The organism is Vreelandella nigrificans (genome assembly GCF_002374315.1).
GTDB lineage: Bacteria > Pseudomonadota > Gammaproteobacteria > Pseudomonadales > Halomonadaceae > Vreelandella > Vreelandella nigrificans.
This window is the reverse complement of sequence record NZ_NWUX01000001.1, coordinates 101,696-116,082: the sequence shown is the minus strand read 5'-3', so window position 1 is coordinate 116,082 and position 14,387 is coordinate 101,696. Positions and strand designations below refer to the sequence as shown.

Sequence of the window (14,387 nt, the reverse complement as noted above, 5' to 3'; positions counted from 1 at the left end):
TCAAAAAAAGCGCCTGCTCCGGAAACGAAGCAGGCGCTTTGTTTAGCTACGCAGGCCAAGTAGCAGGCTTATTTCCAAAAATCACGAATCGAGGCAATACCTTGCGCACCTACAGCACGGGCATGGTTGGCATCAAAGCGTGTCATTCCCCCCAGTGCAAACACAGGCATCCCGGCACGCTCTACCAACTGTTGGAAATCATGCCATCCCAAGGGTGCCACTTCGGGATGCGACGGCGTAGTGCGCAGCGGTGAAAGAGTTACGAAATCGCAGCCCAGCACTGCCGCTTTTGAGAGCTGTGCCTGATCGTGGGTCGATGCAGACAGCCATTTGTTCTCAGCTATAGGGCGGCGATCCAGATTCATTAAACGCTCACTGGTTAGGTGAATACCATCAGCATCTATTTCATCCAGTAACGCTGGCTCAGCATTCAGCAGCAAGCGCGCACCGTGCTGACGGCATAGCGCTAGAGCTCGTTCAGCCCGGGATAAGTAAGCTGATTTATCCAGCCCTTTGGCACGCAGCTGCACAAGCCGCACTCCATCCTCACGCAGAGCCCGCTCTAAAAGCGCCTCGAAGCGCTCTTCATCCGCCTCTTCACCAGTAATCAGGTAATCAGTGGGTAGCATTACCGCACGCAAAATCGGCAGATTGGCCGCAGGGAAGGGATAGTTAGCCAGCTCCTCCATGGGCACCCAGCGTACCGCCTGCCCTTCACGCCCAAACGGCTCTCCAGCAAACTCCTGCACCTGCCAAACATCCAGTAGGATATGCTTGTCGGGATATTCGTGGTGAACGCGAATCAGCGGCCGAGCGCGTACAATTTCAACACCCAACTCTTCGTGCAGTTCACGCTTAAGCCCTTCCAGCCCCGTTTCGTAGGGGGCTAGCTTGCCACCGGGAAACTCCCAGAGACCGCCGTGATCGACGTTTGAAGGCCGACGCGCAATTAGCACTTGCTTTTGATCGGCGCTGATCATTGCAGCCGCCGCGACATGAACACGTCGTTTTACCATTACACTCATTACGTCTTTATCCACTTTGTGCGCGCCACCGGTTCAGAGGCGGCGCTGTATCGCTGCATTAGCACTATTACTGCTGAGACTAGCTGCGGTAATCTGCGTTGATGGTCACATACTCATGGGAGAGATCCGAGGTCCATACAGTGGCACTCTCTTCACCGCGCCCTAAGTTGATCCGAATAGTAATTTCTTCCTGCGCCATCACAGCACTACCCGCTGCCTCTGTGTAGCTGGCGGCACGACCACCATTCTCAACCAACCGCACATCTCCCAGGTCAATGACGACTCGGTTGACATCAAATGCTTCGACGGGTGCACGCCCCACCGCAGCCAAGATCCGCCCCCAATTGGCGTCGGAGGCATACAGTGCAGTTTTCACCAGCGGCGAGTGTGCCACTGTAAATGCCACACCTAACGCCTCTTGGCGGGTAGCTGCATCATTAACCTGCAGCGTAATAAACTTTGTCGCCCCTTCCCCGTCGCGAATAATCGCCTGGGCAAGCTCAGTCATCACTCGCTGTAGTGCATTACGAAATACCGCAACCTGCTCAGCACTCTCGATGCGCGCACCGCTACCCGTCGCCGCTAACATGCAGGCATCGTTAGTCGACGTATCACTATCGACAGTAATACAGTTAAACGAACGATCGACCGTTTCTCGCAGTAAAGTTTCGAGAAGCGACTGCTCTACTGCTGCATCGGTCACGACAAAACCCAACATGGTGGCCATATTGGGCTTAATCATGCCTGAGCCCTTGGTAATACCATTAATCGTGACTTGTTGATCACCAATAGCCACAGTCACCGTAGCACCTTTAGCACGGGTGTCCGTAGTTAGGATCCCTTCTCCTGCATGCTGCCAAGCTTGGCTGGAATCAGCAAGCGAGCTAACGGCCTTGGGCAAACCCGCCAATAAGCGCTCCATGGGTAACGGCTCACCAATCACTCCCGTCGAGAAAGGCAGCACCTGGCTTTCCGCCACACCCATATGTGAAGCTAATGCGGCACAGCTGGCCAACGCATCTCGCATGCCAGCTTCGCCTGTGCCCGCATTGGCATTACCGGTATTGATTAGCCAATAGCGAGGCACTAAGTTCTCACTCAAGCAGCGCTCCATGTGCGCTTTAGCCACTGCTACAGGTGCTGCACAGAAAGCATTCTGGGTAAAAACCCCAGCAACAGTCGCGGTATCAGGCAGCTCAATCACCACCGTGTCACGGCGGTCGGGTTTCTTAATACCTGCCATTGCAGTGCCTAGGCGTACCCCCTCTACAGGGGGCAGCTCAGGAAAGGGAACGTTTCCCACCGCCATATTTTTCTCCTTCACGTTAGCTCAAGGGAGCTGAGCGATTAGCTTAACTTACCGCAGCACTGCTTATATTTTTTGCCTGAACCGCAGCTACAAGGATCGTTGCGGCCCACTTTAGGTCCTTCCCGACGTAGCGGGCGACCGTCAGCCCCGGGCAGCTCCTGGGTACGCTCATTACTTTGCTCAGCTGGCTCGTCATGGCGGCTAGCTGCGGAGGCCTTTTCCCGAGCCAGCTCTTCGCGGCGCTGCTGCTCAAGTGCATCAACCTCTTCGGGCTGGCGTACCTGAACATGGCTAAGAATACGCGTGACGTCTGCTTTTATATTGGTTAACAGGTGCTGGAACAGCTCAAAGGATTCACGCTTGTACTCCTGCTTGGGGTTCTTCTGGGCGTAACCGCGCAGATGGATACCGCGACGCAGATGATCCATCGACTGTAGATGCTCTTTCCAGCGGGTATCCAACACCTGCAACATTACCTGCTTCTCAAAACGACGGATCAGTGCAGCGCCAGCCGCCTCGACCTTAGCCTCGTAAGCTTCGCGGTGCATTGCTTGAAGGCGCTCACGAAGCTTCTCTTCACTAAACCGCTCATCTTCTGAAGACCACTGTACAACCGGCGCATCTAAATTAAACTCAGTTTTCAGGTGCGCTTCCAAACCTGGCAGGTCCCACTGCTCCACCAAGCTTTGCGGTGGTACGAAGTCACTGATAGCGTCTTCCATGACCTCTTCACGAATGCCCAGGACTGCTTCAGAGATATCTTCAGAGGCCAAAATCTCATTGCGCTGCTCATAAATAACCCGGCGCTGGTCGTTGGCCACATCATCGTATTCAAGTAGTTGCTTACGCACATCGAAGTTACGCCCTTCGACTTTCTTCTGCGCACGCTCAACGGCGTTAGAAACCATCTTATGCTCTATGGCTTCACCACGCTCTAACCCAAGCGCCTGCATTAAGCGCTTAACCCGGTCAGAGCCAAACAGGCGCATCAAACTATCTTCCAAGGAGAGGAAGAAGCGGGTTGAACCTGGGTCACCCTGACGCCCAGCACGGCCACGCAGCTGGTTATCAATACGTCGTGATTCATGACGCTCTGAACCTATGACGTGCAAGCCGCCTGCTTGCAAGACGCCATCGTGGCGCTGTTGCCACTCGGCTTTAAGGGCATCAATTTGTTCCTGGGTAGGGCTTTGCAGCTTTGCTGCTTCCGCTTCCCAGTTCCCCCCCAACATAATATCGGTACCACGACCGGCCATATTGGTAGCAATGGTAATCGCCCCTGGGCGCCCTGCCTGAGCGATAATCTCCGCCTCGCTCTGGTGCTGTTTAGCATTCAAGACATTAAACTTCAGCCCAGCCTCACGCATTAAGCGGGCAAGATACTCTGAGGTTTCAATCGAAGCAGTACCTACCAGCACGGGTCGGCCGGCTTCGGTTTCGGCCTTAACATCTTTAATGATCGCCTCGTACTTCTCTTCTGCACTGAGGAAGACCAAATCATTAAGATCTTTACGGGCTAACACGCGGTTAGTAGGAATCACTATCACGTCTAGGCCATAGATCTGGCGGAATTCAAAGGCTTCGGTATCGGCTGTGCCCGTCATACCCGCCAATTTTTCATAAAGCCGGAAGTAGTTCTGGAAAGTAGTGGAGGCCAGTGTTTGACTCTCACGCTGAACAGTCACACCCTCTTTAGCTTCAACAGCCTGATGAAGCCCCTCAGACCAGCGGCGCCCGGGCATTGTTCGCCCTGTATGCTCATCTACGATAACCACTTGGTTGTCAGCGACGATATAGTCAACATCGGGATGATAAAGGTGGCGGGCACGCAGCGCAGAGTGCATATGCTGCAAAAGGTTGAGGTTTTGCGCCGCGTAGAGCGAATCCCCTTCGCCAAGCAGCCCTTCGGCACGCATTAACTCTTCTACTTTATTATGTCCTTGCTCGGTGAGTTCTACCTGTTTTTGCTTCTCATCTAGCAAGAAGTCGCCAGTTATTGCAGCGTCTTCATCTTCGGATACCTCACCTTTTTCCAGCTGTTGGGCAAGGCGATTCACCACACCATAGAGGTCAGTATTTTCGTCGACCGCGCCAGAAATAATTAGCGGCGTCCGAGCTTCGTCGATGAGAATAGAGTCTACTTCATCGACAATGGCGTAATGCAGACCACGTTGCACTTTCTCTTCAAGCGAGAACGCCATATTATCGCGCAGGTAGTCAAAACCGAACTCATTGTTGGTACCGTAGGTGATATCACACTGGTAAGCATGGCGCTTCTCTTCGCCACTTTGACCAGCAAAAATTACTCCTATGGATAAACCCAAAAATTCATAGAGCGGGCGCATCCACTCGGCGTCGCGGCGTGCTAGGTAATCGTTCACAGTAACAACATGGACACCCTTGCCAGGCAGGGCATTCAGGTAGACCGCCAACGTTGCAACTAGCGTTTTACCCTCACCGGTTTTCATTTCTGCAATGCGGCCCCGGTGCAGCGTCATACCACCGACCATTTGCACATCAAAGTGGCGCATACCCATAACGCGCTTACTAGCTTCGCGTACTACGGCAAATGCTTCAGGAAGCAGGCTATCCAGTGCCTCACCGTCACTTAGCCGCTGACGCAGCAGCGCTGTTTTGCCCTGTAACTCCGCGTCACTTAACCCTTCCAGCTCCGGCTCTAATTTAGTGATATTGAGCACATTTTTCTGCATGCGCTTTACTTCGCGATCGTTCTTAGAGCCAACAACTTTACGTAACAGATTATTAATCATGAATTTTCCAAATCATCATGGGTGCCCTATGCTGGGACACCCTTTTTTATATAAGGCAAATAAATTGGTTCTACTGCTGGAGGGCCAAAACAGGCGGTCCACGCTGAGTCAGCACATCTCGTGCAGCCACAAGACGACGCTTAACCAGAGGCAATAAACGAACATGAGAGGGCCGAAGCATAAGCCGGCGTCTCAGAGGGCGGACCAAGTAACGTAGCGCACGACGTTTTTTGGCAATCCACTGAGACTGCGCACGCAAGATAGCAGGCACCCAAAAACAAATACTGACACCACGATCACTACCGCGAAACGCATCTGATGAGTGTAAACTAGCGGGCAATAAACAACTTACCAGAAGCCCAGCAAGCCACCAACGCGCTAGGCCATGACGGCGCTGACGCCGTGGCGAAGCGGTTAAAACATCTGGCGTTGACGACATGCTGTGGGCTGGCTCCTGAGCGTGTTAGGCTCTTCTGATTGGCGCTCGACCAAGTAGACTATCGGTGGTCGCCCACTCTGGGCCGCCAAAGGTTTGTATTAAGAGATATCGGAAATTAAGCGTATGAGTATAAAGGTTAAGCGATCTCACGCACAGCCCATCGCCCAACTGCTGTCTAAGTCTGGCGATGTTGGACAATTGATGCGCCAGTCTCGCTTAATTGACCAAGCACAGCGGCACCTACGTGCCCACCTACCAGAAGAAATGCGCGAGCACATTTTCGTGGGTGGATTCCGTGATGGGCGGCTAACACTTATCAGCAGCCAAGCCAGCTGGCTAACCTGGTTACGCTACGAACAGCAGCGCCTACTTACCCTGCTTCATCAGTTGCCAGGATTTGAAAGCGTTAGTGCCTTTACACTAAAAGTCCGCCCTGTGCGACCAGTTGAAAGCCCTAAGCGCTATACACGAACGCTATCCGATGACGCTGGAAAAACACTGGCTGAATGTGCCAAAGACACTGACAACCCAGCACTAAAAAAAGCTCTGGAGCGCTTGGCATCCCACGCCCCCCACCACTCTAAAACTGAGAATTAAAGTGGTGTCCCTAATAGCATAAAGCACCGCTTAAGCGGTGCTTTATAAACTGGGGGTCAAAACGTTTTTTTCAACTAGGCGATGATACCTATAGATCATTCCTATAGGCCACTCACTCCCTATAGATTATGCCATGGCAGGTGCAGCATAAGAGATAGGTGCAATGGCTTTATCTTCTTCGAATGTCACAATCTCATATGCATCTGGCTGGGCCATTAGCTCACGACACAACCGGTTGTTAAGTGCGTGACCTGATTTTACACCACGGAACTCGCCTATCAGGCTGCATCCCAATTGATAAAGATCACCAATCGCATCAAGTACCTTATGTTTGACGAACTCATCGTCATAGCGCAAACCACCTTCATTGACGACCCGGTAGTCATCTACCACGATGGCATTATCAAGACTGCCACCAAGCGCTAGATTATTAGAGCGCAGAAACTCTAGGTCACGCATAAAGCCAAAGGTACGCGCCCTAGAGACTTCCTTTACAAAGGATGTGGTCGAAAAATCGATTAGCGCAGTCTGTTTCTGCTGCTCAAACACCGGGTGATCAAAGTCGATCGCAAACGAAACTTTAAACCCCTGATGCGGCAGAAAGACAGCCTCTTTGTCACCATCGCTAACCGCGACGCGACGCTTGATGCGGATAAATTTCTTAGGTGCATCTTGCTCAAGAATACCCGCTGACTGAATTAAGAATACAAAGGGGCTAGCGCTGCCATCCATAATCGGCACTTCTGCTGCACTGACGTCAACATAAGCGTTATCAATCCCCAACCCTGCAAAGGCAGCCATTAAGTGTTCAACAGTTGCCACTTTGACACCTTCGCTAGAAAGCGCAGTGCAGAGCATCGTATCTTCAACTAATTCAGCACGAGCTGGAACATGTACCACCGGATCCAAGTCGGTTCTAACGAACACAATTCCGGTGTTTGCCGGCGCCGGACGCAAAGCCAAGTGGACTTTTTTACCGGAATGCAGACCCACTCCAGTGGCGCGAATGACGTTTTGTAGTGTGCGTTGTTTGATCATGGGCAGTGGTCGAACTCTAAGGACGGGGGCTACCAGCTGTACAGCTTGCGGATAGCGCAGGAAAGAAAGTTATCAAACAGTGTTCACTTTAACAGCAAACGAGCGCTTTAACCAATAAAACTCTCGTTTGCTGTCTCAATGAGGCAGATAGCGCCGTTTAATCAGCTTGGCGGCGTAAAAAAGCGGGGATATCAAGATAGTCGTCAGCCTCTGAGGCGCGACGCTTCTCTGGACGCGGCTTAGCGGCTGGCTCGGGTGCTTCAGAACGCGCTGTCGCCTGCTGACGCATGACAGTTGGTTGCTGCAGCTTCCGATAATCTGAGGAAGATTCAGCAACTGAACGACGGGCAGGCTCACGGGCAGCCGCCTTCGCTTTACTGCCATCAAGGCCAGCAGCAACAACCGTTACACGCAGCTCATCAGACATTTCCATGTCGATCGAGGTACCTACAACAATTGTTGCTTCTTGAGAAGCAAACTCTTGAACAGTAGCCCCGACATCGTTGAATTCACCAATCGACAAGTCTGGGCCAGCAGTAATATTCACCAGAATACCGCGAGCACCATGAAGATCGATATCCTCTAGCAACGGGCTACGAATAGCCTTTTCAGCAGCCTCACGAGCACGGTTTTCACCCGTTGCACCGCCAGTCCCCATCATTGCCATGCCCATTTCGGACATAACAGTTCGTACGTCAGCAAAATCGACGTTAATGATACCGGGACTAGTAATGAGCTCTGCAATACCTTGAACCGCCCCCAACAACACATCATTAGCGGCGCTGAATGCGGTGAGCAGAGTGGCATTTTTACCAAGCACCGACAGAAGCTTTTCATTCGGAATAGTGATAAGCGAGTCGACGTGCTCAGAGAGCTCTTTCATGCCCTCTTCTGCAGCGCGCATACGCTTTGGACCTTCAAAAGGGAAGGGGCGAGTCACTACAGCCACCGTTAAAATACCCAACTCTTTGGCGACCTGAGCAACGACCGGTGCACCCCCGGTTCCTGTACCGCCGCCCATCCCTGCAGTGATAAACACCATATCAGCGCCATTTAGCAGCTCAGCGATACGGTCGCGATCTTCCATGGCCGCCTGGCGCCCTACCTCAGGATTGGCTCCTGCCCCTAACCCTTTGGTAATTTCGCTGCCTAACTGCAAAACAGTTTTAGCGGATACGCGCTTAAGCGCCTGGGCGTCGGTGTTGGCGCAAATAAACTCTACGCCTTCAATATTGCTTTCGACCATGTGGTTGACCGCATTACCGCCGCCGCCGCCTACACCGACTACTTTGATGACCGCACTGCTCGAGGGTGCGTTATCTACCAATTCGAACATAAGCCCCGTCTCCTGAACCGCGCTTGCGGCCCTGTCAGAAATTTCCTTTGAACCAGCCTTTGATTTTCGCCAGCGCTGAATGGCTTTCCTTGCTCTCACGCCGGGCAAGCTCGTTGCGACCTTTGTGGGCAGCAACTACTCCCCCGTGGCTTTCCAGGCCTTGACCATGGCGCATTTCCTGCAAGGCATAATGCAGCAAGCCAACACCCGTTGCATAAATAGGATTACGTACTACATCTGCCAGCCCTCTAACGTTTTGCGGACAGGCAATGCGAACAGGCATATGAAAAATCTCTTCTGCCAGCTCACTAACACCTTCCATACGCGAGGTGCCACCCGTCAACACAACACCAGCAGCAACCATGTCCTCATAGCCACTGCGACGCAACTCATCCCTAACCAGCGTAAAGAGCTCTTCGTAACGTGGTTCTACCACTTCGGCTAATGCCTGACGCGATAGATCCCTAGCAGGTCGATCCCCGACGCTGGGTACTTTGATCATCTCATCACTTGCGGCGAGATGAGTCAGTGCGCAGGCGTATTTGACCTTAATCTCTTCAGCATGCTGCGTCGGCGTACGTAACGCCATAGCAATATCATTGGTCACCTGGTCGCCAGCAATCGGAATAACCGCTGTATGGCGAATAGCCCCTTCGGTAAAAATCGCCATATCTGTTGTACCGCCGCCGATATCCACCATGCAGACACCCAGCTCGCGCTCATCTTCTGTCAGTACCGCCATGCTAGACGCCAACTGCTCCAAAATAATGGCATCAACGTCTAATCCACAGCGGCGAACGCATTTTTCAATATTCTGCACCGCATTTAATGCTGCGGTAACAAGGTGAACCTGCGCCTCTAGGCGTACACCTGACATACCAAGCGGTTCACGAATCCCCCCCTGGGCGTCTATTGAAAACTCTTGGGGCAGCACATGCAGCACTCGCTGCCCTTCTGAGATAGCTCTGGCGCGTGCTGAATCAATCACACGGTCAATATCTGATGGTGTTACTTCACGCTCTTTTATAGCCACCACACCATCAGAGTTCATTGAACTAATATGGCTACCAGCGACGCCAACATAAACAGAGTGAATATCGCAACCAGCCATCAATTCGGCTTCTTCAACGGCCCGCTGAATAGACTGGACGGTTGATTCGATATTAATCACTACGCCGCGCTTCATTCCACGGGATGGGTGAGAACCGATTCCCGCAATTTCGATCCCGCCATCATCGGTGGGTTGACCGACTATCGCGACGACCTTGGACGTTCCAATGTCCAGCCCGACAACCATATTGGATGCGTTGGGTGAGCCTGCCATGAGTCGGAAAATCTCCTTATCGTCATTTTTAAAAGTCGTCATAGTGATGGATAACGTTGGCGTAGTAAGAAGCTCAAACAAACGTCAACCAAAACAAAATTAACAATTATCGATAAAATATAGCTCAAGTCTTGATGGAGTAAATAAAACCCATAAAGTTATCGATAGATACATAGTATAGAAACAATAGGCGTAATACGACTAGTCCGCACTCACGATAATAGGCTTAGAGAGCAATTTAAACCCCATTGATAGGGTTTTCAGCGTTGGCAACCACTTACATTTACCCAGTTTTTGCACATTGTAAGCATTATTTACTCTTCACTATCATCGAAATCGCTCTCCCCATGCCAAGCTACGGCAACTCCATTGGGGTAACGCAAGTCAATATAACGAATATGCTCACCAAGCTGAGATAACTCACGCTGCCAAGATGCCGATAAACGAGCCAAACGCACTTCATGTTGGCGACGGCCTAACATTACCCAGGCACCGTTATTTAACTGCAGCCGCCAAGCTCCCCGAGGCTCTAAACGAAGTTGAGAAAGCGACAGAGATAGATTGGCAAAATGAGGACTCAAGCGATGATAAAAGTCCAGCACCTCTTCACTACTGCCAGCAGGCCCGGCCAAATCGGGAAGTCCTGACGGCGCTGACAAAGGAGCAAAAGCAAATGGCTCCCCTTGAGAATTAAGCAGAAAATCATCATTCCAACGAGCCACAGGTACTTGCTCAACAAGTTCAAACACCAACGCATTGGGCCATTCCCGCGAAATGCGAACCTCATTCAGCCAGCCAATATCCAGCGCTCGGTTGCGGAGCTCTCCTAAATCAACAGACAACCATGCCGCTTCCACGACAAGCGGCGCTAGCTGAGTGCGCAGATAATCGGCACTTACGTAGTCCCACTCCCCACGGATTGAGACCCGCTCGATGGGCCGATCCAACCATAACCACAGGGCGCGACCACCAGCACCTAACAATAGTCCTAGCAGAATGATACCTAACCACGCATTACGCCTTTTCATAAGGCACTCTTCATAATGAGCTCTGCTTGCCTGCCGTTTGCAGTATCTGCAAGACAAGTTGATCAAAACCAATGCCCGCATGGGCAGCCGCCTGCGGCACCAAACTGTGGTCAGTCATTCCAGGAACCGTATTGACCTCAATCAGCCAGAACTTTCCATCAGCATCACGCATTACATCAATACGCCCCCACCCTTCTCCGCCTACGGCAGCAAACGCCTGTTTGCAAAGCGTCGCTAAAGCCTGCTCATCATGCGCCTCTAAACCACAGGGAAGGTGGTACTGCGTCGTATTAGCGATGTACTTAGCTTCGTAATCGTAAAAGCCTCCCGGCACTTCAACACGAATAGCGGGCAAAGCCTCGCCGTTCAGCAATGCGACCGTGTACTCTTCCCCAACAACAAACCGCTCAGCCATTACTCGCGCGTCATACTTTGCCGCTTCATGGTAAGCAGCTTCCAGTGCTTGCTGGCTTTTAACGATACTAATACCTAGCGTAGAGCCTTCATGCACTGGCTTGACCATCATGGGCAATCCTAGCTGGGAAACAACACTCTCCCATTCCGACTCAGCAGTTAGCATGATGCTTTCAGGTGTGGGCAAACCAACGGCTTGCCATATTTGCTTGGTGCGCTGTTTATCCATGCCTAACGCTGAGGCTAAGACACCACTACCCGTGTAAGGTATGTTTAGCAGCTCCAAGCCCCCTTGCAGAGTACCATCCTCTCCGCCTCGACCATGCAGGGCAACAAATACAACTGTTGGCGCCAACTGCTCCAGCCCGGTCAAACCGTTGTCGCGTAAATCATAGCCACTTGCTTGAATGCCTTGACGCTGCAAGGCCTCCAAAATGGCAGCACCACTCTTTAACGATACCTCTCGCTCAGCAGAGGTACCTCCGTAGACAACCACTACTCGCGCTAAGCGATCCGTTTGAGATACTTCAGTGCTCATAGCTCAACCTCGTCCAATACCAGTTTGGCCTGCGCTAAACGTAGCGATATTCCGCCCACATCGCCCGCACCTTGAGTAATTAAAATATCGCCTGGACGCAGCACATTGCCCAACAGCGCTGGCAGCTCCTGTTTATGCTCTACAAAAATCGGATCGACTTCACCACGCTGACGAATGGACCCCGCCAGAGTACGCCCTTCAGCGCCAGGAATGACTGCCTCTCCAGCGCTGTATACATCAAGCAATATAAGCGTATCTACTTGCGACAACACTTTGACAAAATCTTCATAAAGATCACGTGTTCGGCTGTAACGGTGTGGCTGATACAACATAACCAAACGCCGCTCTGGCCAACCTGCACGCACGGCTTGAATGACCATATCCACTTCACGGGGGTGGTGACCATAGTCGTCAACCAACATGATACTGCCGCTGGCTTCGGGTACCTGGAAATGACCATGAACCTGGAAGCGTCTACCTACACCGGCAAAGCTAACCAAACCACGTAGGATCGCCTCATCGCTAACCCCAGCATCGGTTGCCACTACAATAGCGGCCATAGCATTGAGCGCGTTATGCCGTCCTGGCATTGCTAAACGAACGGCTAATGGTGCTGCACTCCCAGGCCTTAGGGCGGTGAAAGACACCTCACCTGCCTGCTGGTTGAAATCGGTAATGCGGTAATCTGCATCCGCATCAAAACCGTAGGTCACAAATTGGCGCTTCACCCGCTCACATAACCCACGAACATGGGGGTCATCGATACACAGAACGGCTAAGCCATAAAATGGCAAATTGTGCAAAAACTCAATGAAGGTATTTTTCAGCCGCTCGAAGTCACCGCCATAGGTAGCCATATGGTCAGCGTCAATATTGGTAACAATCGAGACCATCGGCTGCAGATGCAAAAAAGACGCATCCGACTCATCGGCCTCGGCCACCAAGTAATTACCCTCACCCAGGCGCGCATTAGCCCCCGCACTGGTTAGCTTCCCCCCGATAACGAAGGTAGGATCCAAACCACCTTCTGCTAATAACGTAGCAGTGAGGCTTGTTGTGGTGGTTTTCCCGTGGGTGCCCGCCACTGCAATACCATGACGAAAACGCATCAGTTCAGCCAACATTTCTGCTCGACGAACCACGGGCACACGGTGCTCATGTGCCCAACGTATTTCAGGGTTAGTTTCGTCTATCGCGCTAGACACCACGACCACATCTGCACCTTTAACATTATCTTCAGCATGCCCAATGGCAATACTCACACCACACTGACGCAAACGCTCCAATACAGTTGACGCTTTCATGTCACTGCCACTGACGCTATAGCCTTGATTAGCCAACACTTCCGCAATACCACACATGCCTGCGCCACCGATGCCCACAAAATGCAAACGCTTAATACGGCGCATGCCTGGGCCGCTTGGGCGCACATCTTGTAAAGACGCATTATTGACTAAATCGGTCACGCAGATTCTCCTTTCTTTATTAACCCTAAACAGCCATCCGTTAAACGCTGCGTGGCATCCAAATAGGCAGCTTGACGCGCTTTAGAGGCCATATCTGCTAGCCTCTCTGGGGCTAATAATTCATTTAAATAGTGAGTTAAGCGCTCTGGGGTAAGCTCAGACTGCACCACACACACAGCAGCCCCTGCCTTCACCAGAACCTCTGCATTTGCTCGCTGGTGGTCATCAACAGCAAAAGGAAACGGTACCAGCAACGCAGGCTTAGCTGCCGCAGCAAGTTCTGCCACTGTAAGTGCGCCAGCCCGGCAAACCACAAGGTCAGCCCACTCATAGGCAGCAGCCATATCGTCAATAAATGAACTTACTTCGGCTGGAATAGCATGTTCAGCATACAGTGCTGCCGTCGACTCATCGCGCTCCTTACCCGCTTGGTGACGCACTTCAGGCCGCTGCTCTGGAGCTAATGCGGCTAACGCCGGCGGCAAACGCTCGTTGAGCGCCACAGCACCTAAGGAGCCTCCGACTACAAGTAATCGCAGCGGTCGTGCGCTCATCGTAGCAGTATCACGAGCCTGCTCTCCCAATGCGGCAATGTCATCTCGCACCGGGTTACCAATCACCTCACCCCTGGAGCCAAATGCTTCATAGAAAGCCGCATAGGTATGGGTAGCTAAGCGAGAAAGCACTCGATTCGTTAAACCAGCCACAGCATTTTGCTCATGAATCACCAGCGGTACGCGAGACAACCATGCAGCAAGACCACCAGGGCCACTTGCAAAACCACCCAGCCCCACCACTACGTGAGGTTTAAACGAGCGAATAATTTGACGTGCCTGCAATACAGCGCGGCTAAGGTTAAGCGGTGCTTTGAACCATCCACCAGCCCCATTGCCGCGCAACCCGCTAATAGCAATGGTATGCAGCCGAATACCTGCCTCAGGTACCAAGCGATTCTCAATCCCACGGGGGCTGCCTAGCCACTCAATATCGACATCATGCGCTTGTAAAGCGCGCGCCAATGAGAGTGCGGGTATTACATGCCCCCCCGTCCCTCCGGCCATAATTAAAATGCGCCGACGTGCGTGCGTTGTCACAAACGACT

12 protein-coding genes are annotated in these 14,387 nt (G+C 52.1%); 1 reads left to right on the top strand and 11 read right to left on the bottom strand.

Translation table 11 applies throughout. The features are described 5' to 3' along the window. Positions 1–68 precede the first annotated feature (68 nt). The 4 genes from CPA45_RS00545 to CPA45_RS00530 all read right to left on the bottom strand — a co-directional run bounded on the left by CPA45_RS00545 (position 69) and on the right by CPA45_RS00530 (position 5,544). On the bottom strand, positions 69–1,025 hold the full coding sequence (locus CPA45_RS00545) for a Nudix family hydrolase (protein WP_244287504.1): 957 nt from the start codon (positions 1,023–1,025) through the stop codon (positions 69–71). Between the two features lie 79 nt (positions 1,026–1,104). After that, positions 1,105–2,334 carry a bifunctional glutamate N-acetyltransferase/amino-acid acetyltransferase ArgJ gene (argJ, locus tag CPA45_RS00540; RefSeq protein WP_096649364.1) on the bottom strand — a complete coding sequence of 410 codons (1,230 nt, stop codon included), beginning with the start codon at positions 2,332–2,334 and terminating at the stop codon, positions 1,105–1,107. A gap of 38 nt (positions 2,335–2,372) precedes the next feature. Further along, entirely contained in the window at positions 2,373–5,105 is a 2,733-nt protein-coding gene (gene secA, locus CPA45_RS00535) for a preprotein translocase subunit SecA (RefSeq protein WP_096649362.1), read from the bottom strand. Between the two features lie 70 nt (positions 5,106–5,175). Further along, entirely contained in the window at positions 5,176–5,544 is a 369-nt protein-coding gene (locus CPA45_RS00530; RefSeq protein WP_096649360.1) for a hypothetical protein, read from the bottom strand. 123 nt (positions 5,545–5,667) lie between these two features. Between CPA45_RS00530 and CPA45_RS00525 the strand changes: the two genes are divergently transcribed. Then, positions 5,668–6,141 carry a DUF721 domain-containing protein gene (locus tag CPA45_RS00525; RefSeq protein ID WP_096649358.1) on the top strand — a complete coding sequence of 158 codons (474 nt, stop codon included), beginning with the start codon at positions 5,668–5,670 and terminating at the stop codon, positions 6,139–6,141. A 126-nt stretch (positions 6,142–6,267) separates the two neighbouring features. Here the strand turns inward: CPA45_RS00525 and lpxC are convergent, their stop codons facing one another. The 7 genes from lpxC to murG form a co-directional block, all read right to left on the bottom strand. Continuing rightward, on the bottom strand, positions 6,268–7,179 hold the full coding sequence (gene lpxC, locus CPA45_RS00520) for a UDP-3-O-acyl-N-acetylglucosamine deacetylase (RefSeq protein ID WP_096649356.1): 912 nt from the start codon (positions 7,177–7,179) through the stop codon (positions 6,268–6,270). A 157-nt stretch (positions 7,180–7,336) separates the two neighbouring features. Continuing rightward, the gene (gene ftsZ / locus CPA45_RS00515) at positions 7,337–8,515 is read right to left on the bottom strand and encodes a cell division protein FtsZ (protein ID WP_096649354.1); all 1,179 of its coding nucleotides are present in this window, start codon (positions 8,513–8,515) and stop codon (positions 7,337–7,339) included. Between the two features lie 34 nt (positions 8,516–8,549). Continuing rightward, positions 8,550–9,839 carry a cell division protein FtsA gene (ftsA, locus tag CPA45_RS00510; protein WP_078087222.1) on the bottom strand — a complete coding sequence of 430 codons (1,290 nt, stop codon included), beginning with the start codon at positions 9,837–9,839 and terminating at the stop codon, positions 8,550–8,552. 314 nt (positions 9,840–10,153) lie between these two features. Continuing rightward, entirely contained in the window at positions 10,154–10,867 is a 714-nt protein-coding gene (locus tag CPA45_RS00505) for a cell division protein FtsQ/DivIB (protein WP_096649352.1), read from the bottom strand. A gap of 10 nt (positions 10,868–10,877) precedes the next feature. Further along, positions 10,878–11,819, bottom strand: coding sequence for a D-alanine--D-alanine ligase (locus CPA45_RS00500; protein WP_096649350.1), 942 nt, complete (start codon positions 11,817–11,819; stop codon positions 10,878–10,880). After that, positions 11,816–13,228, bottom strand: coding sequence for a UDP-N-acetylmuramate--L-alanine ligase (murC, locus tag CPA45_RS00495; RefSeq protein WP_244287513.1), 1,413 nt, complete (start codon positions 13,226–13,228; stop codon positions 11,816–11,818). Before murC ends, CPA45_RS00500 begins: the two co-directional genes overlap by 4 nt. Before the next feature lie 53 nt (positions 13,229–13,281). Further along, positions 13,282–14,379, bottom strand: a complete 1,098-nt coding sequence (gene murG, locus CPA45_RS00490) for an undecaprenyldiphospho-muramoylpentapeptide beta-N-acetylglucosaminyltransferase (RefSeq protein WP_244287503.1) — start codon at positions 14,377–14,379, stop codon at positions 13,282–13,284. Positions 14,380–14,387: the final 8 nt, after the last annotated feature.